This window comes from Collinsella aerofaciens, assembly GCF_018785245.1.
GTDB lineage: Bacteria > Actinomycetota > Coriobacteriia > Coriobacteriales > Coriobacteriaceae > Collinsella > Collinsella aerofaciens_AD.
Genome location: NZ_WQPL01000033.1, coordinates 92,228 through 117,979 on the forward strand (window position 1 = coordinate 92,228; position 25,752 = coordinate 117,979).

The 25,752-nt window shown below is 58.4% G+C and carries 16 protein-coding genes; 6 read left to right on the plus strand and 10 right to left on the minus strand.

The annotated features are described in order from the left end of the window. The 9 genes from GPK39_RS07750 to GPK39_RS09825 form a co-directional block, all read right to left on the minus strand. On the minus strand, positions 1-953 hold a 953-nt coding region (locus tag GPK39_RS07750; protein WP_215674810.1), incomplete at its 3' end, for a tRNA dihydrouridine synthase. 375 nt (positions 954-1,328) lie between these two features. Then, positions 1,329-1,484, minus strand: coding sequence for a hypothetical protein (locus GPK39_RS07755; RefSeq protein ID WP_117746131.1), 156 nt, complete (start codon positions 1,482-1,484; stop codon positions 1,329-1,331). Between the two features lie 30 nt (positions 1,485-1,514). Next, positions 1,515-4,274, minus strand: a complete 2,760-nt coding sequence (mgtA, locus tag GPK39_RS07760) for a magnesium-translocating P-type ATPase (RefSeq protein ID WP_215674889.1) — start codon at positions 4,272-4,274, stop codon at positions 1,515-1,517. A gap of 275 nt (positions 4,275-4,549) precedes the next feature. After that, on the minus strand, positions 4,550-5,032 hold the full coding sequence (locus tag GPK39_RS07765; protein WP_215674812.1) for a winged helix-turn-helix domain-containing protein: 483 nt from the start codon (positions 5,030-5,032) through the stop codon (positions 4,550-4,552). A 9-nt stretch (positions 5,033-5,041) separates the two neighbouring features. Then, a complete protein-coding gene (locus GPK39_RS07770) occupies positions 5,042-7,486 on the minus strand; it encodes an HAD-IC family P-type ATPase (protein ID WP_195503692.1) in 2,445 nt (814 codons plus the stop codon). A 118-nt stretch (positions 7,487-7,604) separates the two neighbouring features. Next, a complete protein-coding gene (locus GPK39_RS07775; protein ID WP_215674814.1) occupies positions 7,605-10,859 on the minus strand; it encodes an ABC transporter ATP-binding protein/permease in 3,255 nt (1,084 codons plus the stop codon). 253 nt (positions 10,860-11,112) lie between these two features. After that, positions 11,113-12,084, minus strand: a complete 972-nt coding sequence (locus GPK39_RS07780) for a TlpA family protein disulfide reductase (protein ID WP_252204805.1) — start codon at positions 12,082-12,084, stop codon at positions 11,113-11,115. A gap of 29 nt (positions 12,085-12,113) precedes the next feature. Then, positions 12,114-12,803: a 4Fe-4S binding protein gene (locus GPK39_RS07785; RefSeq protein ID WP_338404407.1), complete on the minus strand. Its 690-nt coding sequence runs from the start codon at positions 12,801-12,803 to the stop codon at positions 12,114-12,116. A 205-nt stretch (positions 12,804-13,008) separates the two neighbouring features. Beyond that, the gene (locus tag GPK39_RS09825) at positions 13,009-13,134 is read right to left on the minus strand and encodes a CD1871A family CXXC motif-containing protein (protein ID WP_035586275.1); all 126 of its coding nucleotides are present in this window, start codon (positions 13,132-13,134) and stop codon (positions 13,009-13,011) included. A gap of 93 nt (positions 13,135-13,227) precedes the next feature. Here GPK39_RS09825 and GPK39_RS07790 point away from each other — a divergent pair, with 93 nt between their 5' ends. The 4 genes from GPK39_RS07790 to GPK39_RS07805 all read left to right on the plus strand — a co-directional run bounded on the left by GPK39_RS07790 (position 13,228) and on the right by GPK39_RS07805 (position 20,663). Then, positions 13,228-13,920 carry a response regulator transcription factor gene (locus GPK39_RS07790; RefSeq protein WP_215674818.1) on the plus strand — a complete coding sequence of 231 codons (693 nt, stop codon included), beginning with the start codon at positions 13,228-13,230 and terminating at the stop codon, positions 13,918-13,920. Further along, positions 13,917-15,068 carry a HAMP domain-containing sensor histidine kinase gene (locus GPK39_RS07795; protein WP_215674820.1) on the plus strand — a complete coding sequence of 384 codons (1,152 nt, stop codon included), beginning with the start codon at positions 13,917-13,919 and terminating at the stop codon, positions 15,066-15,068. The genes GPK39_RS07790 and GPK39_RS07795 overlap by 4 nt, the downstream gene beginning before the upstream one ends. A 67-nt stretch (positions 15,069-15,135) precedes the next feature. Then, positions 15,136-16,140, plus strand: a complete 1,005-nt coding sequence (locus GPK39_RS07800) for a helix-turn-helix domain-containing protein (RefSeq protein WP_215674822.1) — start codon at positions 15,136-15,138, stop codon at positions 16,138-16,140. 155 nt (positions 16,141-16,295) lie between these two features. Beyond that, entirely contained in the window at positions 16,296-20,663 is a 4,368-nt protein-coding gene (locus GPK39_RS07805; RefSeq protein WP_215674823.1) for a hypothetical protein, read from the plus strand. Positions 20,664-20,775: 112 nt separating this feature from the next. On the opposite strand, the gene GPK39_RS07810 is transcribed toward GPK39_RS07805, so the two are convergent. Beyond that, on the minus strand, positions 20,776-21,792 hold the full coding sequence (locus tag GPK39_RS07810) for a hypothetical protein (protein WP_215674825.1): 1,017 nt from the start codon (positions 21,790-21,792) through the stop codon (positions 20,776-20,778). Positions 21,793-22,198: 406 nt separating this feature from the next. Here GPK39_RS07810 and GPK39_RS09760 point away from each other — a divergent pair, with 406 nt between their 5' ends. Both GPK39_RS09760 and GPK39_RS07820 read left to right on the plus strand, forming a co-directional pair. Then, positions 22,199-23,581 (plus strand): ATP-binding protein, encoded by a 1,383-nt coding sequence (locus GPK39_RS09760; RefSeq protein ID WP_040358713.1) that lies wholly within the window; start codon positions 22,199-22,201, stop codon positions 23,579-23,581. Between the two features lie 157 nt (positions 23,582-23,738). Further along, positions 23,739-25,736: a DNA gyrase/topoisomerase IV subunit B gene (locus tag GPK39_RS07820; RefSeq protein ID WP_215674827.1), complete on the plus strand. Its 1,998-nt coding sequence runs from the start codon at positions 23,739-23,741 to the stop codon at positions 25,734-25,736. The last annotated feature ends 16 nt before the right edge of the window (positions 25,737-25,752 follow it).

The window sequence follows — 25,752 nt, forward strand, 5'->3', positions numbered from 1 at the left end:
TAGCCGTGGAAGCGGGCTATGGGTGCAAGTGGCTGCTCGCGAAAGACGCGCTCGACGGTGGCTCGGTATTCGTCGACCTTTTTGGTCTTACGCACGAGTTTGTGAACGGTAGTGGGGTCGGCGAAGGCGCATTTGACGTAGAACCACCACTCCTTCATGCGAAAGACCGCGTTACCGCCAATCTCTTCTGCATATGCCGCAAACAGCGTGTCGTGGAAGCGCTGCAGCTCGGCTGCCGTGGCAGCAGGGCCGCCCTTAACCATGCGAGCCAGCGCGGGGTTCGCGAGCAAGCCGCGTCCCAGCATTACATGGCGCGTGCCGGGATAGGCCTCCACCAGCGCACCCATATCCTCAAGATCAAAAATGTCGCCGTTGTATGCCACCGGAAACGGCGCACGCTCCAGCGTCTCGCCATAAAACTCCTTGCGCGGCGAGCCCGTATAGCGGTCCTTTTGTACGCGCGGATGCACGATCAGCTCTGCCAGCGGCATGCGGCAATACAGATCGAGCACACGCTCATACTCGTCATCGCGCTCCAACCCCAGCCTGGTCTTTACCGATACCGGCAACGGCGACCGCTCGCACACATCGCTTAAGAACACCTCGAGCTCGTCGAGATTGCGCAAGAAACCCGAGCCCTTGCCCTTGGCGACAACCGTACCCGAGGGGCAACCCAAGTTGAGATTGACCTCGCGGTAGCCCATGTCGGCGAGCACCTGTGCCGCCCACACAAATTCGTCCGCGTTCTTGGACATCAGTTGAGGCACTACGTTGAGGCCCTGGTTATTGGCAGGATCGATCTCCTTAAACGCCTTGCCGCCAAAGCGGTTTCCCACCCGCGGCGGCGGCAAAAACGGTGTGTAATAGCAATCGAGCGCGCCGAAGCACTCCGCATGCACGCGACGGAACACATGCCCGGTAATCCCCTCCATAGGGGCCAACGATAGAATCATCAACATCTACTCTCAGATCAATGCGGCAAAGGGACTGCCCCTTTGTCACATGCATTATGCCTTGTGCTTCAGATGATTCACAAGGCAGAGGTAGCTGCTTGACGATAATCACCCTTCCATCCGTCGCCTTACGCAACGAAGGTGAATGCTTTTCCGCGAAGTGAACGGGTGAAATCGGACCCTCGATGCATCGACACTTTGGGAAGGCCAATTCCTGCGGTTTTATCACTCAAATCCTGCGGTTTTAGCGTCGAAAAACGTGGGTGCTTCAGGGGTCCAAATTAGGTCGTTCACTTCTCGGGAAACCATTCACCTTCGATTTACTGGTGCTTATAAACAGCGAGGGGGTCGCCCGGCAGGCGGCCCCCTCGCTTGTTATTCATCCCTCGGCAGCGGTTTCATGCTCCAAAAGACAACGTTCATAATCACGACAACCACCAACACCACGCCGTTGGCCACCCAAAAGCCCATGTTAAGGCCGAGCCACTCCGTGGTGCCAAACAAGTCCATCCAAATCTGCGTCCAGTTCATGCAAACGCTCCTTTCTGCATCAATCCCCCACTACAGCAGCTCGCCGTAGCGCTTGACGTAGGCCTTCTTAAGGCTTGTCGCCAGCGCCATGTACAGCAAGATGCACGGAATCAGGAACAAGAAGTACTCGACAGCCAGGGCGCCCAGACCCAGCGTGGGGCCAAGCGGGCTAAACGGGATCAGCGTGAGCAGCGCGATGCCCGTCATCGTGAGCAGCATCACCGGAGCCGAGGCACGGCTCTGGATAAACGGCAACTTAGGCGTACGGATCATGTGGATGACCAGCGTCTGGCTCCACATAGACTCGACGAACCATCCAGCCTGGAACAGCGCGATGTAGGCCAGCTGCATCTGCTCCAGCGCGGCGCCCGAGTAGACGCTCGCCAGGTCGTTGAACAGCACGCCATGGCTCACGAACAGGGGGCAGAAAACGAAGTACATAAAGATATAGGTCATAAAGTCGAAGATGGAGCTGGTGGGCCCGATCCAGATCATGAACCTGCCAACACTCGAAGCGTCCCAGGTACGCGGCACGCGCAGGAACTCCTCGTCCACGTTGTCCCAGGGAATCGCCAGGCAGCTGCAGTCATAGATCAGGTTGAGCAGGATCAGCTGGATGCTCATCATCGGCAAAAACGGCAGCAGGGCGGATGCGGCAAGCACGCTGAACATATTGCCGAAGTTGGAGCTTGCGGTCATCTTGATGTACTTGATCATGTTGGCGTAGGTCTTGCGCCCCTCGATGATGCCCTCCTCGAGCACCATCAAATCCTTCTCGAGCAAGATGATATCGGCCGACTCCTTGGCCACGTCGACCGCAGTATCGACCGAGATGCCGATGTCGGACGACTTCATGGCCGAGGCGTCGTTGATGCCGTCGCCCATGTAGCCCACCACATGACCGTTTGCACGCAGCACGGACACGACGCGCGCTTTTTGATCGGGCGTAAGCTTGGCAAAGACCTGCACGTCCTCGGCGCGACGAGCGAGCTCGGCGTCGTCCATTGCGGCGATATCGCTGCCGAGCAGCATGTTGTTGACCTCGAGTCCCACCTGCTTGCAGATGGTGCGCGTGACCTTCTCATTGTCGCCGGTCAAGATCTTGGTGGCTACACCGTGGTTGCGCAGCGCCTCGATAGCATCGGCCGTGGACTCTTTGGGCGGATCCAAAAACGCCAGGTAGCCGATCAGCACCATGTCGCGCTCATCATCGGCGCTAAAGGCACCGACAGGCGACGGGTTGGACTTTTGAGCGATTGCCAACACGCGGAAGCCGTCGTCGTTAAGGTCGGCGACCGTTGCCAAAATGCGCTCGCGCACCTCGTCGTCCAGCACGTGAACGCCGCCGTTAATCTCGGCATGCGAGCACACCGACAGCATCTCCTCGACTGCACCCTTGGTGACCATCTGGGTTTTGCCGCTTCGATCGCGCACCACGGTGGTAAGGCGACGGCGCGTAAAGTCAAACGGCACCTCGTCGACCTTCACATAGGCCTCGGAAAGGTCGGTGAGACTCGGGTCGTTTTGCTCCTCTTCCTCGGTGCATTTGATGATCGCCAGATCCATCAGATTCTTGTAGCCCGTCTGGAAATAGCTGTTGAGGTAGGCATGGCGCAGAACGCGCGAATCCTCCTGGCCATCGATGTTCCAGTGATACTCCAGCACCACCTGGTCCTGCGTCAGCGTGCCAGTCTTGTCCGTGCACAGCACGTCCATCGCGCCAAAGTTTTGAATCGAGTTGAGGTTCTTAACGATGGTCTGCTTTTTGCTCATAGCCACGGCGCCCTTGGCAAGGCACGTGGTAACGATCATGGGCAGCATCTCGGGTGTCAGGCCCACGGCGATGCTGATGGCAAACAGGCCAGCATTAAGCCAATCGCCCTTGGTGACGCCGTTAATCATAAAGACAAACGGAACCATCACCATCATAAAGCGGATGAGCACCCACGAGACGCTATTGACGCCTTTGGAAAAGCTCGTCTCTACGGCATCCTCGGACAGGCTCGATGCCATAGAGCCAAACAAGGTCTGCTCGCCCACGCTAAAGGCGAGCGCCGTCGCGCTGCCCGAGATCACACTGCTGCCCATGAGGGCGATGTTCTCGAACGACGTTGCCGAATCGGACTCGGTGCACGTCGCGGGAACCTTCTCGACCGGCTCGCTCTCGCCCGTCAGGCTTGCCTGGCTCACAAAGAGGTCCTTAGCCTCAATGATTCTCACATCGGCGGGAATCATGTCACCGGCGGACAGGTGCACGATGTCACCAACCACCACGTCGTCGATGGGAATCTCGGTCCTAGGGGCATCCTCGCGGGTGACTGTCACGGTGGTCGTAATCATATCGAGCAGCTTTTCGGCCGCGTTGCCGCTGCGCGCTTCCTGGATATAGCGCAGCGTGCCCGAGAGCACGACCATCGTGGTGATGATGATCACCGTCAGCGGGTCAAAGTCTTCGGGCGTGCTGCCCATCATCGACAACGCTGGAAACACCATGTCGGTCGCTGCCGAAATGATGGCCAGGAAAAACAGAATCGCCGTGAAGGGATTGACGAACGCGTCCGCAAGCTTGCGGGCAATCGACTTCTTCTTGCCACGCGTGACCACGTTACGCCCGTTGTCGGCTTCGCTGTGCGCGACCTCGTCGCGATTAAGGCCGCCGAGATTCGAGCCGACCCAGGATAGGGCCTCCGTCAGCGGAATGGTCGCCGCATACTGGATGCGACCCTCCGCGCGATGCCTCATCAGTTCGTTTTGCGCCTGAACCGCAGACGGCGTATGGCGCATAGTCATCTTCTTCAATTGCCTCGCTCCGTTCTATCGATCGGACGCAGGGCGAATCAGCCGCGCGCCCCCATCAAAGTGGACCCGCGCCGGCAACTTCGTCCTGCGTTACTGGTACTGTCACTGCCGCTCACGGTCCTCACCTCTCTTTCGCGTCCGCGACTGTCTACAGAATAGAAAAGCCGCAAGACCGAGCACATGGCTGGTTTCTTGCGGCTTTCTTGCGATTTGGCAAGGATTGTCAAAGTGACTATTTGGATCGATGGGAGCGAATACCCGAAGCGTTACTCGGCCATTTTGTAGCCCACGCCCCATACAGTCAGCAGGTAGTGGGGGTTGTCTGGTTCGGGCTCAATCTTCTTTCGAATTTTGCGGACGAAGGCCATGATGTTGCTGTCATCGAGCAGATACTCGTTTTGCCACACCGCCCGGTAGATTTCCTCTTTGCTAAAGACCGTACCCCGGTTGCTCGCCAAAAAGGCAAGGATGTCGAACTCCTTGGGCGTGAGCGAGACCGGCGCGTCCGACACCTTGACGGTGCGCGAGACCAGGTCGATCGAAAGCTCGCCGATAACGATGGGTCCAGTGGCGGCACTTGCCTGCGAGCCGGCAACCGCCAGCTCGATAGCAGTCAGCTTGCCCGATGCGATATCGGCAAACACGGGCGCGAGCTCCAGGGCGGCAGCGCTGCCAGACGAGAACAGCGCGCTGCTGAGCTCGGCGGCCTCGGCCGGCGTAATCGCGATGTTGGTTCTGTTGGTACGCATAGAACCGCCCTAGAACAAGCTGCTCGAGCGGGCCAGATAGACCCGCTTGATCGTCGAAGCAACAACAAGATACAACACGCTCAGCAGCGCAACGATGCCCAGATACCATACAGGCAGCGTGGCGAGCCCAAACAGCTGCGCCACCGGACTGAGCGCAAGGAGCGCCGTGACAACGAGCATGACGGCAACCATCACCACGAGCGGTGTGCAAGGACGATCCCCGTCGCGGACACTGCGCGTTCGCAACACCAGGAGCACGAGCGATTCGGTCCATGCGCATTCCAGCAGCCAGCCGGCTTGGAAGGTCGCGATAAAGGCCGCTCGACCCGCCGCGTCGAGCGCGGCAAAGGGCGCGCCGCAGACGGCGGGGCATACGCCCAAGAACAGAATGGCAAACGTAATGATGTCGAAGGCCGAGCTCGCAAAGCCAAAATGAAGCATAAAGCTGCCGAGCCCCTTACCCGACCAGGCCCTGGGGCGGGCAATCTCTGCATCGTCAACGTTATCCCACGAAAGCGCCAGGCAGGTGGCGTCGTAGCACAGATTGAGCAAGAGCAGCTGTGTAGCGGTTGCCGGCACAAAGGGCAGGAAAATGCTCGAGGCGGCAACCGAACAGATATTGCCAAAGTTGGAGCTCGATGCGATACGGATGTACTTGGAGGCATTGGCGAACGAAGTCCTGCCCTCGCTGACGCCCTCGGCGACAACACCCAAGTCGCGCTCGAGCAGCACCAGGTCGGCCACCTTTTTGGATTCGGCCGCAGCCGAGTCCACGACAATGCCGACGTCTGCCGATGTGAGCGCCGGCACGTCGTTCACGCCGTCTCCGATATAGCCGACGATGTGGCCGGAGAGGCGAATCAGGCTAACGATCTGCGCCTTCTGTGCGGGCGTAAGCTCGGCAAACACGCGAGCCTTCCCCACCCGGATCAGCGCTTCGGATTCCTCCATGGCCTGAAGCATGCTGCCGGTGATAACGCTATCGGCGGGAATGCCCAGGCGCGAGCATGTTGAGCGAGCGACCGAAGCCGAATCACCCGTGAGCACGCGCACCTCGACGGAAAGGTTAGACAGCGCCTGCACGGCGGCACGAGCGCTCGCCTTGGGCCGATCGAAAAAGCCCAAAAAGCCGCACAGCACCAGGTCATCCCAGTCCGCCGACGTCGTGCTATAGGCGACGGCGAGCACTTTGATGCCATCGGCGCGCATGTCCTCGGCAACCTCGTAGGCGCTCTGACGGCCATCGGCATCCATGGGCACCAGCTCGCCCTTAAAGTTTGCCCAGGCGCAGCGTGTGCACACGCTTTCAACCTCGCCCTTTACGATGGTCAGATGATTGCCGGGGCGAACCTGTAGCCCCAAACAACCAAGCGCCCCGGGCGTGGCGTCGAGCTTGACACCCGAAGCCTTGGTGACGTGGTCGAAGGGGTCAGAGGCATGCAGTGCAAAGGCGTGGCCAAGGTCTTTCGCGGCAAGGTGCAGCTCGGGTGCCGCGCACGCATCGGCAATGGCCCGATTGAGCTGATTGGCAGCGGCCCCCTGGCTCGTGCTCTCCAGATACGCCAGGTTGAGCGTCTGCTCGCTTTCGTTGCCCAGGATATCGGTGTAGTACTCGAGCACCGCGGCATCTTCGGTGAGCGTGCCTGTCTTGTCAACGCACACCACGTCCATGGAGCCCAGTGACTCCATGGCGTCAACGTTCTTAACGATGACCTGCTTGTTTTTTAGTCGATGGGCACTGCCCGAAAGGCAAACGCTCGTGACAACCGGCAGCATTTCGGGAACCAGGCCCACGGCCGTGCCCAGGGCAAACAGCAGTGCCTGCGCCCAGTCGCCCAGCACAAAGCCTCGAATCATAATGACAAACGGCAGTACGATGAGCATGCATCTTACCAGGGCGGCGCAGATGCTCTTGGCGCCGGCACCAAACTGTGTGCCCATTCGAGCGCGACGGCGCAAAACGGGCTGCTCATCGGCAATGCGGGCGAGGACGGTTGCCGACGCCTTGCCGTCGACAATGGTCGTTCCCGCGCGAACGGTCTCCCCTTCCCGCTTGGCGGTCTGACCGCTCTCGCCTGTAAGCGACGATTCCGAGACAAGGACCTGGTCGCCCTTGGCAAGGGTCACGTCGACCGGGCAGAGCATGCCGGCATATAGGCGGACGACGTCGCCGGGCACAAGCCGGTCGGCATCAACTTGAATCCAACACGCATCGACGCGTTTCCAAACGGCCGCGTGGTTCGCTTTAAACATATGGCGATCAAAGCTGCGCTTGGCCTCATTTTCGTAAAACAGGCGCACCAGGCCGCCCACCAGCCACATCAAAAAGAGCACAGCTGGCGCGAACACGCCCGTCTGGCCTTCCACCTGCGGCAGGACATCGACCAAAAAAGCCAGCCCGGCAAGCGCAAGCAGCAGCGACGAGAACGGATTAAAGAACGATTTTCTAATCATCGAAGCCTCTTTCTAGCACGGCTTCGATTGTATCCGAGGGCACTCGCCGACAACCCCGCCCCAACCCTTGCGACTTCCTTGCTTTTAGCCGTGACAAAAGGGTTGTCCCTTTGTCACATTATTCGGAACGAAGGGCCTCCACGGGGTCCTTTTTGGATGCGCTACGGGCCGGCAGCAGGCCGGCAACGACCGTCAGCAGCACCGAAATCGCAATGAGCACCAGCGCATCCTGCACGGGCAGGCTCATCAGATTGGGCACCTGTTTGGCCGCAAGCGCCCAGGTATTAACCGGGAAGCTCACGGCCACCACAACGACAATGGCAAAGACACCGGCGATGAGGCCCTCGATAAAGGTCTCGGCATTGAATACGTTGGCCACGTTGCGCTTCGACGCACCAATTGCGCGTAGGATGCCAATCTCCTTTTTGCGCTCCAGTACGCTGATGTAGGTGATGATGCCGATCATGATGGAGCTCACCACCAGGCTGATACTCACGAACGCGATGAGCACCAAGCTGATGGTATTCACGATATCGGTCACCGAACCCATGATGATGCCCATGTAGTCGGTGTACGAGATTGCCTGCTCATCGTGGCCGGCGGCTTTGACCTGCTTGTTGTACGCATCGATGTGATCGAGCACGCGCTCCTTGGCCTCAAAGTCGCGCGGGAAAATCTTAACCGAGATGGGGTCTGCCTCATCCGCATAGCCCAACGTGGTCAGATTGTTGTCGTAGGTGAGCTTCGAAGCCTTGGCATAGCTCATCATGAGCGAACTCAGGTCCTCGGCGTCCATGTTGAAATGGATAGCACGAGCAAAGGCACTCGCATCCACGTGCATGGCGCTCGCTAGGTTAGCAAAACTCGAAGACATCTGCGTCGCCATCTGGTCCATGAGTCCTGCTGCGCCCGCCTTGAGCTGGGACGATACCGTCGTCGCAATCTGCTCGCTGATTGTCTTGGTCACCTGGTCCATAGCCTGCTGCAGATACGGAGCCAGCTGCTTTTGCACATAGTCGGTCATCGTCTGTTGCAGGCGCTCGGCCAGAGCATCGCCACCGAGCGCCTTCAATTGAGCCAGGCATTGCTGGGCTGCGGCATCATGCTCAAGATACGCCGAAAATGCGGCAGCAAGCTTTGACGCGTCCTTAAGGTCTTCGGGTGACAACGCCTTAAACTGATCAGACTGTATAAAGCCCGTGAACAGCTGATTGGCGAGCGTGCCTACCTGCTGCATCTGCTCGGGCGTGAGTTCCAAGCCATCGAAGATGCCCGAGAAATCTGGGGTTGGCGCTTTGGCCATGATGTCGCCAAAGTCGATGTCCTTCCCAACACCCGAAAGGTCGATATCCAACCCGGACAAGTCAAGACCCGACAGGTCCATACCGCCGGCCGCACCCGAAAGTGCAGACGTATCGAACGAGAACGCGCTCTTGAGCGCCGCCTCGTCCACACTGAACATGCTGCCCAGATCCACACCTTGCTTGGCCTCGCCCTGCAGTTCGTCGAAGGTTTTGCCCGTAAAGACATCCGTCTCGGGGCGGGCGAGTTGCTCCTGCACAATCTGCGAATCAGCGGCGCGCTCCATAAGCTGGCGAGTCAGCGCATGCGTGTAGGCAATGCCCGGGGACAACGCGTTCGCGTTGGCGGTCTCGTTGGGTCGCACCACGCCCACAATGTGCACGTCGATACCGTCGGCAACCTTGGCGGCCATAAAGTCGGTTTCGCCAGACATATCGGTCCACATGCCGGTCTCTTCGTTTTTGCGATACGCATCGGCCGGCGACAGCACCTTAAACGTCGTGGACAGCGCATCGTCGTAGGTAAAGTCGGTGCCGGTCTCGGGCGTTTCGACCCCACCGTCAGCCGTCATAGCACTGTTAACCAGGTCGTTGAGCTCATCGATATCCAGCGCACCGATGCTGTAGAGCGTATAGTCGCCCACCGTGCCACGGCTCGAAAGCACCATCACGGCTTCGTTAGCAGACGTAGGCCAATGGCCGGCGACGACATCGTACTGGCTGTCGAGCAGACTCTGGTCGTCAATCATCTCGTTAAAGACCGAGGTTCCCATGGATTCCATGCTCATCGTTGCCGCCGAGCTCGCGCCTCCGCTCATGGCCTCGGTCATGGCGTTGGGCACCAGCCGGACAGGCTTCTCATCGCCCTTACCGGCACGATAGACAACCGGCGATACACCGTAGCCGTACTGAATGGCGTTGACCTCTTTATCGATGCCGTCGCCACCGGCATCGAGCCATGCCTTAAAGCTCGTCATGTCGTTGGACTTAACGCTCGCAAACATATCCTTTACGGCCGTGACCACGGGAATCTTATCGGTTCCCTTAGCCTTGCCGCCGGCACTGTCGTCGGACGAATCCACGTTTTCAGGCGAGCCATCATCCGTGGCCCCCTGCCCGCCCATCATGGACGACAGATCGTAGTCCTGCTTGGAAATGGTGAGTGGGTAGCTCGAAAGCGTATCCTCCTCGACCTTTTTGATGTAGCCGTTTACGCCGTTGGACAGCGCCAGAATCGCCGCGATACCGATAATGCCAATCGAGCCCGCAAAGGCAGTCATGGCCGTACGGCCCTTCTTGGTCATGAGGTTTCGGGCAGAAAGCCCCAGCGCCGTCACAAAGCTCATCGAGGTTTTGCGCGTAGGCTTGGCCTCGCGGCGCGTGGCGTCGGCGACATCGAAGGGATCGGAATCGTCGGTGATCTTGCCGTCCGCCAGGTTGACGATGCGCGTGGCGTACTGGTACGCCAGCTCGGGATTATGCGTGACCATAATAACCAGACGGTCACGTGCGACGTCCTTGAGCAAGTCCATGACCTGCACGGACATTGTGGAGTCCAGGGCGCCGGTCGGCTCGTCTGCCAGCACAATCTCGGGATCATTAATCAGGGCGCGGGCGATGGCCACGCGCTGCATCTGTCCGCCCGAAAGCTGACTCGGGCGCTTGTTAACATGCTCGCCAAGGCCAACTTTCTCCAACGCCTCGCGCGCACGCTGGCGGCGCTCGGCATGCCCCACACCCGTGAGCGTAAGCGCCAGCTCCACGTTTTCCAAGATGGTCTGATGCGGAATGAGGTTATAGCTCTGGAACACAAAGCCGATGCGGTTGTTGCGATAAGCATCCCAATCGCGATCACGGAAGTCCTTGGTCGAAATGCCATCGATGAGCAGGTCGCCAGAATCAAAGTGATCAAGTCCACCAATAACGTTGAGCATCGTAGTTTTACCTGACCCCGAGGGACCCAGAATGGCCACGAACTCGTTATCGCGAAAAGACAGGCTTACGTTGTCGAGCGCCACCTGCGTAAACGACTGCGTAACGTACCTTTTGCAAATTCCTTTGAGCTCCAGCATGGACGGCAACCTCTCCCGCGCAGGCACCCTGCCCGCTCTCCCCCGCCGTTCGTATTCGACGCGTTTGTCCTACTCTATCCCCATTTTTTGCCGACGCCAGTGAGGAATGTAGGGAACCGCGCCAAAAAACGAACGGGACGGCATCCAAAAGAAGAGGTCCCGAGCGGGACCTCTATATGGTGGAGTTTATCTTGAAAGGTAGCGGACTACTTCGCACAGCGACACACGATCCTCGCTATGCTTTACGCGTTTTCTACTGCTCGCTATTCGCAATCGCCTGGTCGATAAGTTTGTCGAGTGCTGCGCGCTGCTCGGCGGAGCTGATGGCTCCCACGATGGGCTCCCCTACGATATTGCCATTCTGATCGATGACATACGTTGTCGGGAACGAGAACAAATTTGACGTAAACTTACCGGCCTCGCTATCCGACTTGAACCAGATGTTCTTATATGTCACGCCCTTCTTGCTCAGCACGTCCTTGGCATCTGCAATCTCGCCCTTGTTGCCATCGAGCGTAAAGGAATTGACGCCCACGACCTGGCCGCCCTTCTTGGCAAGCTCCTGATTCAGTTTCTCAAGATCGCCCAGCTCGCCCACGCACGGCTTGCAAGTGGTGAACCAGAAGTTCATGACGGTGACCTTGTTCTTAGCGAACAGCTCGTCGCTGCTCACGTCGTTGCCATCCAGGTCTTTGCCCGTAAAGCTGGGGAACTTCGTCGCCTCGTTCGAAGCATTGGCACCAGCCGTCATGCCAGCGGCCGAAGCGTCGACGCTCTCGCCTTCGCTCGGCGTGCTTCCACAGCCGGGGAACTCCTTCTCCAAGCTCTCGAGCTTGTCCTCGATCTCCTTGATCTGCTGCGCACCGGCCTTGAGCGTCTTAAGCTCATCCGCCGTAAACTTATCCTTGGCGCCGTCGATGGTCTTGAGCAGGAAATCGCCGTAATTGCTGCCGTCCTCAATCATTGTCGAGTCTTTATTTGCCGCATTGAATACCTTTTCCCACAGCGCGTTATCACTCGAAAAGATCTCGTTCTCCTTCTGCATGAGCTTCGCATACAGCTCGGCGGCCTCGTCGGCATTGGTCGGCTTCTGCGCAGTGAGTTCTGCAATCTTAGGATCGGAGCCCGCAGATTCGCTCGCATTGCCACCGGGTGACGAACACGCCACAAGACACAAGGCCAGCACCGGCACCATAAACAAGGCCGCAATCTTAGAAAGCTTCATGGTCATTCCTCCGTTTTGTCGAAGCTTGTTTACTTTTTATCGGCGGTCAAGGGGAGCTTTTCCGCCGACACATCTAGGCCATAGCGATAGCTGATGGCATCGACGGGACAGGCCCCGATGCACTTTCCGCACCGGATACATTCGGCATGATTGGGCGCCCGGACCACATCAACGTCCATCTGACAAACCCTTGAACACTTGCCGCACGAGACGCATTTGCACGCGTCGACCTGAATCCCCAACAAGGACACCTTATTCATGAGCGCATAGAATGCGCCGAGCGGGCAAATCCATTTGCAGAAGGGGCGATAGAACAAAACGCTCAGCACTACCACGGCAATGAGAACGACAAGTTTCCAAGTAAAGAGCTGTCCCAACGCAGATCGAATGCCGGCATTGGCAATGGCCAGCGGAATGGCGCCCTCGAGCACACCCTGCGGACAGATGTACTTACAAAAGAACGGGTCGCCCATGCCCACGTCGTTAACCACCAAGACGGGCAGCAGCACCACGGCAAGCAGCAGCACGACGTACTTGATGTACGTGAGCGGCTTAAGCTTTTTCGTGGAGAACTTTTTGCCGGGAATCTTGTGAAGTAGCTCCTGAAGCCAGCCAAACGGGCACAGAAAGCCGCATACAAAGCGTCCCAACAGCACGCCGAGCAAAATGAGCGTACCGGTAACATAGTAAGAAAAGTTGAACTTGGATGAACCTACCACCGACTGGAACGACCCGATGGGGCACGCACCCGATGCCGCGGGGCACGAATAGCAATTAAGTCCAGGTACGCAGACTGTTTTTCCCGCGCCCTGATAGATGCCGCCTTTGGCAAAGTTTGGCAGGTGAATGTTGGTAATAAGTGTTGCCGCCGCCTGAATGAATCCGCGAAATCGGGCCAAAACATGCGACGCAGTGTTTTCTCTTTTATCCAATTCCGATACACTCCAAGCACAGCCTAATCGCTTTGGCCAGCACGGCATCCGCCTCGCCACGCATAACACCAAAGCACACCATGGCAATTCCGACGATCAACAAAGCGACCTGTACCATGGGTTTTACCGCTTTGAACAACTCGACCACTCCTTTCGTTACGCGACCATTGGACCATATCGACTATAAAATCCGTGTTAAGCGCGATTTGAAATGTGCAAGGAGACTGTTATGCGTATTTTGATCGTCGAGGACGAGCGGGCGCTGTGTGACGCAATCGCGCGCAGCTTGCGAAACCTGACATACAGCGTCGACTGCTGTCACGACGGACGGGAGGCGCTCGACCTGCTGGGCGTCGAAGTCTTTGACCTCGTGGTACTCGACCTCAACCTTCCCCGTATCGACGGCATGACCGTACTCAGGGAACTTAGGAAAACCGACTGCGAGACCAAGGTGCTGATTCTGTCCGCGCGTGGCGAAGTATCCGATAAGGTCGACGGACTCGATGCCGGCGCCAACGATTACCTTACCAAGCCGTTTCATCTTGACGAGCTTGCGGCAAGGATCCGCAGCCTTACCCTCAGGCGCTTTGCACAAAGCGACATAGTATTAACCTGTGGAAAGCTCCGCTTTGACACCAAGGCGCGCATCGCTTCCGTAGACAGCGAGGCCCTATCTCTTACACGCAAGGAAACGGGAATCTTGGAATACCTGATGCTTAATCAGGGGCGACCGGTAAGCCAAGAGGAGCTTATCGAGCACGTTTGGGATAGCAGCGTAAACAGCTTTAGCAACGCAACCCGCGTTCACATCTCGTCGCTCCGAAAAAAGTTGCGCAGCGCTTTGGGATACGACCCGATTCGCAATCGGATTGGAGAGGGCTACGTTATGGAGGATAGCGAATGAAAAGGCTTTCGCTGCAATGGCGCATAACGATCATGACGGCGCTGCTGACGTGTGCGGCGTGCGTGCTGACGAACTGCCTGGTCGGCTATACGGGCATGCGCTATATGGATGCCATCGGCAGTGACATCTCGGCCTTTAACGCTGCCGGCGCGGATTCGCCCCAGGTGTTCGACCCAACGAAAACGGCCCTCGATGACAAGGTCACAATCGTCGTAAACGACGCACAAGAGTCTTTTGGCACGACAATCTGGTGCATCACGGCTGGAGTCACACTCCTTGGCGGCGCGCTGGCATACTTTGTGAGCGGCCGTGCACTCAAACCGCTACGGGCTTTTGCAGCCCAGGTTGAGCGCGTGCAGCCTGACAACCTAAGCGAAATCAGACTCAGTGAAGATGTGCCCACCGAGCTACAACGATGCAGCGCCTCTTTCAACGACATGATCTCCCGTCTTGGCGAAGGGTTCTCTGCACAGCGTCAGTTTACCGGCAACGCCGCACACGAGCTGCGCACCCCGCTCGCCCTTATGCAAGCACAGATTGAACTATTCATCTCCGAGCACTCCGGTTTGCAACCCGAAACAGCCGAGCTGCTCGGCCTGCTACAAGAACAAACTGAGCGCATGTCTCGAATGACCAAGGTATTGCTCGAGATGAGTGAGCTCCGCAGTGTCCCTTGCGGGGACGCTGTTGAACTCGGCCCCCTGTCCGAAGAGGTCCTCACCGATCTTGCGCCACTTGCCGAAAATAAGGGCATAGCCCTCAATTGTGCTGGAGACGCTTTAGTAATCGGGAGCGACACGCTCCTCTATCGGCTGGTGTTTAACCTGGTCGAAAATGCCATCCGTTACAGCCACCCCAGCTCGACTGTCAACGTCTCCATCTGCGACAACGACAGCCACGTGTTCCTGCGAGTCGAAGACCAGGGCCCGGGAATACCCAAGCAGTACCGTGAGAGCATCTTCCAACCGTTCTTTCGCCTGGATAAATCCCGCAGCAGGGCATATGGCGGCGCAGGACTCGGACTAGCGCTCGTTTGGGAGATTGCAGCGCTTCACGGTGGCACAGTAGAGGTCGAAGAAAGTTCCGAGAACGGTACTACCATGCTCGTAAGCCTTCCAAAACGATCCGCAGCGTTAACCGAACAGTAAAACGAAAGGGGTCCCGAGCAACAGGAGTACAATTGCTGCATTGTTGCCACCTGATGGGAGATGGAAGATGGACTGCGATGGCTACCCACGCGTTCCCATGCCGTTGATGTGCACCGCCTTTGTGCCGGGGCAGATTGACGCTGCGGTTGCAGGCATTTCCGACCCCGATTCGCGCGCCATTGCCACGGCAGAAGCGCTGTACTTTCGCGGACAGGCCGCCCTCGCTGCCAAGACGGCGCGCCCCTATCTTGACGCCACCGATCCCGCGCTGCGCTATTCCGCATGCTTTATCTGCGGATATGCCAGCCTGTCGCTCAACCGTATCGCCGACGCCCGCCGGTGCCTTGCTGGCATCCTCGATACGCCGGCTGACGAGGGGTCGCCCGCCGTCCACGCCACACATATCCTGTTCGCCTCGGCCGCGAGCGTCCTGCTGCACTTGCCTTCCCCGTATTCCGCCGAAGAGTTTTATCCGCTTGCGGCGCATCTGCCCGAAGGCCTGCGCCTTTTCGCCAGCTACGTGATGGCGCATGCCCTGTACCTGCGCGGCGAATATGGCCGCAGTCTGGGCATGGCGGAAAACGCCCTGATCATGAAACAGGGGAGCTATCCGATCTCGGAACTGTTCCTGCACCTGGCAGCTTCCATGGCATGCATGAGCCTCAAGGACATCGACGCCGCAAAAACGCACTTCGGAGTTGCTTGGAACATTGCGCGTCCCGACGGCCTTATTGAGCTCATTGGCGAGCATCACGGCCTTTTACAGGGGCTTATCGAGGCATGCCTAAAAACGCAATACCCTGACGACTTCGCGCGCATCATCGAGATCACGTATCGCTTCAGCTACGGCTGGCGGCGCATCCACAACCCCGATTCGGGCGAGGACGTTGCCGACGATCTAACGACCACGGAATTCACCATGGCCATGCTCGCCTGTCGTGGGTGGACCAACGCCGAAATCGCACGCCATATGGGAGTATCGCCGGGCACCGTCAAAAACCGCCTATCCGGCGTATACGCAAAGCTTGGCATCGGCACACGCGCCGAGCTGGTCGCGCATATGTTGCGTTAGCGAGCGGACTACCAAGCGCATCGAACGCGTTCCGGAACCCGGCGCTTCGCTCGATCAATTTGGACATTTTGACCCTTGAACGGCACTACCGCCACGGGGCGCCTTCTCGCAAAATTGGATTATTTCCACCGATACCTGCGGGATGGGAGCCAAAGATGCTTGATCGCCGTTCGTTACTTGTCGCCGGAGCGTCCTCGTTAGCGAGCATTATGTTGCCGCGCGTGCCGGGAAGCGAAAACGCCTTCATATTGCCGTTCGCACCCACCGAAGCATACGCCGACGAAGATGATCCCTTCAAGGTCTTGGTACTCTCGCGCACCATGTTTGGTGTGGTCGTGGTCGACGTCGCCAACAAGAATACGCCCATCACGGGTGCCCAGGTCACGCTCATATCGCGCTATGCCGCAGGCAAGCAGCTCACCGCCACGACCGATGACGAAGGCACGGCCATCTTTGAGGTCGCCCCTCTTTCAGAAGGCTACGTGGACGAGGCAACGCTTCTCGACGCGTACGACTTTAACGGCGGCATCTCCATTAGCATGGCGGGCTACCGCGATGTCGAGATTCCCCTCGCGCGCGTCCAAGGCGGCACCGCTATAACCGCGCCCACGCGTCCGCTTTCCGACGGCGAGCCGTACTTCCGCCAGCTCACATTCGACGAATGGGACATCCAGTACGCCGACGCCACGTTTATGGCAATGCCAGCGAACGAAGCAGCAAACGACCAGCCCAACACGCACGCTTTTACCGTGCAGTCCCATCTGCCGCAGGGCGGGCAGGCAACGTTGCATATCAATAAAGTGATGCCCGCTGCGGGCAGCTCATCCGAAACCGTCACGCAGATTGGCCAAGTCAAGGCCAGCGCATCGGGTTCGGATAATCTGGCGACGTTCACACTCGAAGACAAGTTCCTCGATGCGGCATCGGGCCTTCTGGAAGAAGGGTGCAAGCTGCGCTTTGCGCTCGACTATCAGGGCAAAACCTACACGCTCTCATCCCCCATGGCCGTTGTCACCGCGCCGGCGGCAAAGGCGGAATCCGGATCGACCACTATCGTCCCCACCACCATGGACCAAGAGATCACTCCGTTTGATTTCCCCGCGGCGTTTCCCGGCATCGGCGGCAATAAGTTCACGTGTTGGATGCCCACATTTCCGATCCTCTTCGATTTCTCGTTTGCTGGATACGTGCTGTTTGGCGGAGGATACAAACCAGCCAGCTATATGAACGATTCGGGCAACCCTGATCCGGAATACTGGAAGAAATCGCCGCGTGAGTCGGGCGCCAAGCAGGCAAACCGCTACCTCGACGAGATGGAGGGGAAGTGGAACCAGTACAAGAGCATGAGTGCCGGTTCGGGCACCGATCCAAGAAACACCAAGCTCCTTCGTCACCATTGCACGCCGCTGTTCACGATGGATATCGCCACACAGCTGTACGGCTCGCTCGCCTACGATTGGGTGGGCAAAACCTGGGGTAACAACAACGACCCCGCATACGGCAATATTAAGGCCCTCTTCCAGGTAAGAACCGACCTCAATTGGACCGAGCAGTTTACCCTAGGACCGGTGCCGTTTTTCCTAAACGTCAACCCCTGGGTGCTGGCAAAGCTGGCGCTCGCCGTGGGTGCCCACACGCACGGCAGCGGCGCGGCGTTTTTTAAAAACATTTCGCTCGACTATTCGAACACGTCGGGCTCGTTCACCATCCAGATCGGGCTCGCCGTCACCTTTGGCGCCGGCGTTGCAGGCGTCGCTTCGTCTGCCGTGCGCGGCGCCGCATCCCTCACGCTGTTCATTGGGTACGAGAAGGCGGATGGACACCAGCTTCCGCGACTGCGCGTAGGCGCAGACGTCGATGTCGATGTGATACTCCAGTTCGTAATGTTCAAGTGGACCACCAAGGCTTGGTCGGGGTCGTGGCCCACACTCATCGATTCGTGGAATATGTCGGTGAACAATGGCGACCAGTATGCGCTCCAGCGCTCTGAGCTCGCATTGGGTGGAGATACGCCTTACACGCTGGACGCCCGCTTCGACACGCCCGGCAACATCGAGGCGGGCGGCGTTCCGCAATTTATCGCATCGGCCACCATCGTCACCAACGCCGAGCTGCTCGCACGCGCCGAGGTTAAGGCCACTGCCGTAAACGTCGCTTCTGTCGTACGCGATTGGAATCAAGCGGTCACGCGCATTGAGCTCGAGGCGGATGCAGAAAGCGACGACACGGGACAGGTCGAACATTTCGTCCATGCACTGATAGAGAACGACGAAAACGCCGCGCCGATGTATGAGTACACCTACATCGGTCAGGCAACGAACGCCGTTGCTGACCCGAACGCCAATTCTACCGGCGTGTCGGAAGACGAGCGTGGCGGCATCAAGCCCTCGAGCGACAACGTGCTGTTTGCTGGCGTGCTCAGCGAAGCTCACATGAAGCTGGCAATGATTGCCGGCGTGGAGTGCCTATTCCGTATCGCCTCGGTGCGCTACGGCGAGAATGGTCGTTCGCGCCTGGTGGTGCATACAAAGACGAACGGCACGTGGTCCGCTCCCACGCCCGTGGACTTCCCCCTTGGGTTTGGCGAGGGCGATGTGGAGCGCAACGGCATATTCGATTACGACTTCGACGTGGTGGAATATACAGACGGGAGGGGAAACCAGGACGCCTACGTGCTGCTGGTCTCGGGCGAGCGCCCCGCCGGCGACGACACCCTTTTCGATATGGCAAGCACAGCCGGCATACTGTCCGTTGTGCGCCTGCGCATAAGCAACGACGGAGTTCGCGTGGTATCGCACACGTCGTGGCGCAGCATCTCTCGCGGCCGCCTTCAGGAGGATGGCTACCATTGCCTGCAGTGCCCGCGTATCACGGTGGGCAAGACGCTGGTCGACGGGCGCCTGTCGGGCGCCTACCTCCACCGCCGCGGAACCACCGCAGAGAAGGCGCTCGGCAGCGAGGCCGAGGTTGCGCTGGAATGCTTTACCCTGTGGTCGGATAATTTGGGCGACAGTCTCACGTTCCGTCAGGTCCTCCACTTTCCGCAGGCACCATCGAGCATCGAGCTGGGCGCGCCCGAGAATATCAACGGCAAAATGGTGGTGCCCGTTGCATACGAGACTGCAGGCGGTTGTGGCTGCGCGTCGTACGCCGTGATCGGCCAGTCCATCGCGGGTTGGGGCGTTATGTCGCCAGATGCCACAGTACCCCACGCGATGCCGTGGCCGCAGCACACGGGCTTTTTGGCAACCGTCAACGAGCAACTGCAGCATATTGCTTGGACGCGAGGCGCATCGGCATTTGCAACGCAGCCCGTGGGTGCCGCAGGCTGTGGCCCGGCATCGTTTAGCGTAAGCAACAACGGCAGGTGCGTGCTCTATGTAGAGAACACCGATGGCAAGGTGGGACAAACCTACGACGAAGAAGGCAACCCGGTAGCAGTGATGGGCAAGCACTTCCGCATCTTCGCCAGCACCTTGGCTGGCGATCTGTTCACGGAGCCGTTCGTGATGTGCGAGCTGGACCATCCCGTCGATCAGATAACGACATTTTTAACGTCGGGCGGCATGCTCTCGGCGCTCGCCACGCACATTGTGAGTGCAGAGAAGAGCGAGGCAGAGCTACACGGTATCGAAGTGCCTCTGGTGGCATGCGCGACGCCGACGGGCGCGGTAGCCACCTCGGGCGCGGTGGTGCCCGGAGCGGCAGGCGAATCCTTCATGGTCACGGTGCGAAACGACGGCAACACCTTGCTGACCGCCGGCACGATCGATCTATACCGAGAGGGCTCCAGCCAGCCGTTCTCCAGCGCATCCATCGGATTCGGAGTGAACGCACGCATGGCTTCGATCTACGATCCAGAGCTTGCCGAGGACGCTTCGGCCAACGACATGGCACATGTGAAGTACGCGCTCGAGACGCTGGGCGCGCGTTTTGCAACGCACCCGCTGGTAGCCGACAACGGCAACGCCGTGCTGGCACCGGGTTGCACGGCACAGTTCCGCATGAGCTTCGCCATCCCCGAAAGTTGGAGCGACGAAGTAGGCAAACGTGTAACGCTATATGCGAAGGCGCGTAATCTGGTGGCGCTCGATCCCGTAACGCTCGAGGAAATTCGACCGGGCGCAAACTCGGCGCTGGGTGCCGTGCTGCACGAGCTTCATGTGCCCGACGCGGCATGCGAACGCTCAGAAGTTCAGGTCGGCGTATGCGACAACGCGGATACGACGGGGCTTCACGATGCACCGATGACGGCGGACGGCAGTGGCGGCTCGAGTGGCGGCGGTACTGACAAGGGCGGCGGCTCCGGCGGAAGGAGCTCCGGCAGTGGCAAGGACCACAGCAATAACAAGCGCTCCGGAAAAGCGGGCGCGCTCGCTGGCACGGGCGATGTCAATGCTCCCCTTACGGCAGCCGCTACAGCACTCGCCGCGGCAGGCGCCGGCCTCATCGCCTACAGCGCCCGCCGCACGGCGCTCGAAAAAGACACCGCCAATGAGGTCAATTCGGATAGGTCTCGCTAGCTCCTAGTTACTTTTGTGAGAGACGCCGACTCGGCTCATCGAACACCAAAAGGGGCTGGCCCCGATAACTCGGAGCCAGCCCTGAGTCGCCTGACATGGGAATCGCAACCCGCTACTTGAGCTTCAATGCCTCCATCATGGGCGCGGCGGCGTCCCAATCGATCTTCCAGCCAATCGACACGCGGACGGTCTCGCCCGTCGCGGGAGCCGTCGCAAACAGCGTATGGCCGTTGTCGGGACCGGTAAAGCGCAGCCACGTTATGCCGTTGTACTCGACCTGGTCGGTTGTTGTCTCCTTGCCTTCGTAGACCTGCTCTAGGCTTGCAACCTCTTCCTCCGGCGAGCGCGGGAAGATGCTGATGTTCAGGCGTCCTCCAGTCTCGTCGTGGAAGAAGTTTGCCTTTTCGCGCTCTTCGTCGGACGAATCCAGCGTGTACCCATCGGCGGCCTCGATGCTGTACGATGCGCAGTCGATGCCCGTTAAATCTGTCTTCTCGCCAGAATCGGCCACGCCGCCGGCCGCCTTGAACTCCTTGGTCTCGCATCCCGTGGTGTCAAAGTGCATGGCCTCATGATTCTTGGCGGGGGCATAAGCGTCTACGAACTCGACAGTGATGGGCCCGTAGTACGCCGTCTTGGGCGCCCAGAAATACACGTACTCAACGGTCTCGCCCGGGCCGATACCTGGCCTCTCGGAAAGGTCGATGCCCTCGTGCAGCTCATCGGGAGCCTCGCTTGCAACGTAGTCGAGCACGGCCGCCTTGCCGGAAGTAAACAACGGGTCGCCTGCCTCAAGATCGCCCTGGGCAGCATGCACGTTAAAGGAACTGAACGTCCTGTTCTTTGTGTTGTTGTTGGTGATCTTGATGTGCAGGTAAAAGCCGTCCTGCAGCTTGGCATCGCCGCGATAGAACGTACCGTGAGCCACCGACTCATAGGTAATGCCTGCCACCTCGACCGTCTGCGAATCATAGGCCCTGGGCTTTTCCTGCACAGGCGCGCTGCCGCCCGAACCGCCAGGCGAGCCGCTCGGAGCACTACCGCCACAGCCGGCCACTGTACACGCCAGCACGGCCGAAAGCGTCACGGTGGGAATTCCTAACAGCAGTTTCTTTGTCATGGGCCTCATCATTCTCACCGCTCCTTTCGGCTTGCAGCTCATCCATTGCCCGAGTCCCAAGTCGACCCCGTGGCATCGGCTTCCACTATGAGCGTATGACGAAACACGGCGCCGGCGAAGTGACCCGTGGCCCAAATAACGACCCACCAGCGTTCCTTATGGGCCAAAAGAACTCGCACATGCACGCCCCCGGCCCATAAAACGAGACGTCTGTCCCAATGTTCGATTCGATCCAACAATCCGCACGACACGTTTTCGACAACGTATCCAACCGCAAACGCAGCAAGACGCATTCGGCCGCCTTCAAATTTACTCGGGCAGAACCGACTCGGTTTTGTCCGAGTAAACTCGAGCATAAACTGATCCATGCGATACAATTAACTCGGACAAAACCGAGTCGGAAGGAACCGAGTAAGTGGAATTTATTGGCAGGGAGCGTGAGCTCGCCCGTATTAAGAAAACGCTCAAAGCACCCGAGCAGCGCAATGTTCTCATTTACGGCAGGCGTCGCGTCGGAAAAAGTGAGCTCATCAAGCAGGCGCTAACCGATTTGTCGGACGTCGCAACGGTCTATTACGAGTGCCGCCAAACCTCCGAGGCAGACAACCTCGAGAGTCTGTCCGTCCTTGTTGCTGAAGCGCTGAGCTTTCCTCCGCTCGCCTTCACAGGCATCCGCGAGCTCATCGAATTTCTGTTTGCCCAAGCTAAAGACAAGAACATTACCCTCGTTCTCGACGAATACCCCTACTTGAGAGATGCGGTTAAAGGCTTAGACAGCATTCTTCAGACCTCAATCGACGCCCACAGGGAAGACTCACGTTTAAACATTGTCCTGTGCGGCTCCTACGTTGAGATTATGAAATCCCTCATCGAGCATGAAAGCCCCCTCTACGGGCGAATTGATCTCGCGCTTGAGCTTAAGCCCATGGATTACTTTGACGCTGCGAAGTTCTATCCCGCGTTCTCGCCCGAGGACAAGGTGCGGCTCTATAGCGTTTTTGGCGGTATCCCCTTTTACAATCGCCTCATCGATCAATCCCAAAGCGTACGCGACAACATCATCGAGCTCGTCACGGAACCTGGCGCCCGCTTAGAAAGCGAGGTGCCGTCCTATCTCAACGCCGAGATCTCGAAGATGACCAACGCCAACGAAGTTTTCGGGGCTCTCGCACAAGGCTACTCCCGTTGGGGGGACGTGCTGGCACAGTCGCACGTCTCGAGCGGTCCGGCCATGGCAGACGTGCTCGACAAGCTCATGTCACTCGAAATCGTCCAAAAGCGTGCACCCATCAACGACCCTACGAACAAGCGCAAGTCTGGCTACTTTGTAGTGGATCCGCTTTCGCTCTTTTACTATCGCTATGTTTTCCGCAATGCCTCAGCGCGTCAGCTGCTCGACCCGGAAGTCTTCTATGATCGTCACGTCTTCCAAGACTTCGAGGAAAACTACGTTCCTCATATGTTCGAGGAGATCTGCCGTCAATACCTCGTGCGGCAGAACAGGACCGGCAAGATCGAACCGGCTTTCGACGCCATAGGCAAGTACTGGTACGACGACCCCGCAAACAAAACGAGCGGCGAATTCGATGTGGTAACGCAAGACCCCGAGGGCTACGCATTCTACGAAGCAAAGTTCCGCAAATCCCCCATCACGCAAAAAATGGTCGACGAGGAAATCGCCCAAGTCGAGGCAACGGGACTCAAGTGCCATCGCTATGGATTCTTCTCCCGTTCGGGCTTCGAAGCTGGCGAAAGCGATCGAACCGTCTTCATCGACCTGCCGCAGATGTTTGGATAGGACAGGACAGGTCCCTCCCGCATTCCAAGCATTCATTATCTAATCGAACGGTTGTTCGATGGATTTCGTGTTGGTTGGAATCGTCTGTGGGCTGGGCTATGCTACCTTGACTATCTATATGACTTAAACGCAGCAAAGGAGCACCGAGAGAGCGAGTATGGCAAAAAACACCGCAAACTATGGTAACGACAGTATCCGCCAGCTCAAGGACGAGGAGCGCGTACGCCTGCGCCCCGCCGTCATCTTTGGCTCGGACGGACTCGACGGCTGCGCGCATGCCGCCTTCGAGATCCTGTCCAACGCCGTTGACGAGGCGCGCCAGGGCTACGGCAAGCTCATCACCCTTACCGCCTTTCGCGATGGTTCCATTCAGGTAGAGGACAACGGCCGCGGCTGCCCGCTCGACTGGAACCCCTCCGAGAAGCGCTTTAACTGGGAGCTCGTCTTTTGCGAGCTCTACGCAGGTGGCAAATACAACAACAACCAGGGCGGCGACTACGACTTCTCGCTCGGTACCAACGGCCTGGGCTCGTGCGCGACCCAGTACGCCTCCGAATACATGGACGTCACGGTTTGGCGCGACGGCAACAAGTACTCCCTGCACTTTAAAAAGGGCAAGGTCGTTGGCGCCAAAAAGAAGGCACTCGAGATTGAGCCCAGCGACGAGGACCGTACCGGCACCACCATCAAATGGCGCCCCGATCTTGAGGTCTTTACCTCCATCAGCATCCCCCACGATTGGTATCGCGAGACCATGCGCCGCCAGGCCGTGGTCAACGCCAACGTGACCTTCCGCCTGCGCATTGAGGGCGACGATGGCGAGTTTTCCGAAGAGGACTTTTGCTATCCCAAGGGCATCGAAGACTACGTGCTCGAGAAGGTCGGTACCGACTACCTCACCGAGCCCTTCTTTATCGAGGCTGACCGTCGCGGTCGCGATCGCGAGGACCTGCCCGATTACAACGTAAAGATCACCGCGTGCATGTGCTTCTCGCGCACCTTCACGATGCAGGAGTACTACCACAACTCATCGTGGCTCGAGAACGGCGGCTCGCCCGAGAAGGCTGCCCGCAGCGCCCTCACCAGCGCCATCGATGCCTACATTAAGCAACAGGGCAAATACAACAAAAACGAGAGCGGCATTAAGTGGCAGGACGTCCAGGACTGTCTGGTGCTGGTGACCAACTGCTTCTCCACCCAAACGTCCTACGAGAACCAGACCAAGAAGGCCATCAATAACCGCTTTATCCAGCAGGCCATGACGGCATTCTTTAAGGAGCGCCTCTCGACCTATCTGATCGAGAACAAAGACGCTGCCAACAAGATCATGGAGCAGGTGCTCATCAACAAGCGTTCGCGCGAGAACGCCGAGAAGACGCGCCAGAGCATCAAAACCAACCTGCAGCAGAAGACCGACATGGCCAACCGCGTGCAGAAGTTCATCGACTGCCGTTCCAAAGACAAGAGCCGCCGCGAGATCTACATCGTAGAGGGCGACTCGGCAGCAGGCGCCATTCGCACCTCGCGCGATGCCGAGTTCCAGGGTGTTATGCCCGTCCGCGGCAAAATCCTCAACTGCCTAAAGGAGGACTATCCGCGCATCTTTAAGTCCGACATCATCATGGACCTCATGCGCGTGCTGGGCTGCGGCGTGGAGATCAAGGACAAGCGCATCAAGAACCTCGGCGCCTTTGACCTCGACAACCTCAACTGGAACAAGGTCATCATCTGTACGGACGCCGACGTCGACGGTTATCACATCCGCACGCTCGTGCTCACCATGCTCTATCGACTGGTGCCCACACTTATCGACGAGGGCTACGTGTATATCGCCGAGTCGCCGCTCTACGAGATCAACTGCAAAGAGAAGACCTACTTTGCCTACACCGAGCTCGAAAAGAACGGCATCCTCAAGGAAATCGGCAACCAGAAGTGCTCCATCAACCGCTCGAAGGGTCTTGGTGAGAACGATCCGGACATGATGTGGCTCACCACCATGAACCCCGAGACGCGCCGCCTGATTAAGGTGGAGCCCGAGGACGTCACCAAGATGGAGACCATGTTCAACCTGTTGTTGGGCAATGACGAGGCAGGCCGCAAGCGCCATATCTCCGAGCACGGCAAGGAATACCTGGATCAGCTGGACCTGCAATAGCAGCAAATCGATAACG

Excerpts from the sequence above, each read along its gene's own strand:
- GPK39_RS07755 (WP_117746131.1), bottom strand. The coding sequence starts at position 1,484 with ATGAACTGGACGCAGATTTGGATGGACTTGTTTGGCACCACGGAGTGG.
- mgtA (WP_215674889.1), bottom strand. The coding sequence starts at position 4,274 with ATGACTATGCGCCATACGCCGTCTGCGGTTCAGGCGCAAAACGAACTG.
- GPK39_RS07765 (WP_215674812.1), bottom strand. The coding sequence starts at position 5,032 with ATGCGTACCAACAGAACCAACATCGCGATTACGCCGGCCGAGGCCGCC.
- GPK39_RS07770 (WP_195503692.1), bottom strand. The coding sequence starts at position 7,486 with ATGATTAGAAAATCGTTCTTTAATCCGTTCTCGTCGCTGCTGCTTGCG.
- GPK39_RS07775 (WP_215674814.1), bottom strand. The coding sequence starts at position 10,859 with ATGCTGGAGCTCAAAGGAATTTGCAAAAGGTACGTTACGCAGTCGTTT.
- GPK39_RS07780 (WP_252204805.1), bottom strand. The coding sequence starts at position 12,084 with ATGAAGCTTTCTAAGATTGCGGCCTTGTTTATGGTGCCGGTGCTGGCC.
- GPK39_RS09825 (WP_035586275.1), bottom strand. The coding sequence starts at position 13,134 with ATGGTACAGGTCGCTTTGTTGATCGTCGGAATTGCCATGGTGTGCTTT.
- GPK39_RS07790 (WP_215674818.1), top strand. The coding sequence starts at position 13,228 with ATGTGCAAGGAGACTGTTATGCGTATTTTGATCGTCGAGGACGAGCGG.
- GPK39_RS07795 (WP_215674820.1), top strand. The coding sequence starts at position 13,917 with ATGAAAAGGCTTTCGCTGCAATGGCGCATAACGATCATGACGGCGCTG.
- GPK39_RS07800 (WP_215674822.1), top strand. The coding sequence starts at position 15,136 with ATGGACTGCGATGGCTACCCACGCGTTCCCATGCCGTTGATGTGCACC.
- GPK39_RS07805 (WP_215674823.1), top strand. The coding sequence starts at position 16,296 with ATGCTTGATCGCCGTTCGTTACTTGTCGCCGGAGCGTCCTCGTTAGCG.
- GPK39_RS07810 (WP_215674825.1), bottom strand. The coding sequence starts at position 21,792 with ATGAGGCCCATGACAAAGAAACTGCTGTTAGGAATTCCCACCGTGACG.
- GPK39_RS07820 (WP_215674827.1), top strand. The coding sequence starts at position 23,739 with ATGGCAAAAAACACCGCAAACTATGGTAACGACAGTATCCGCCAGCTC.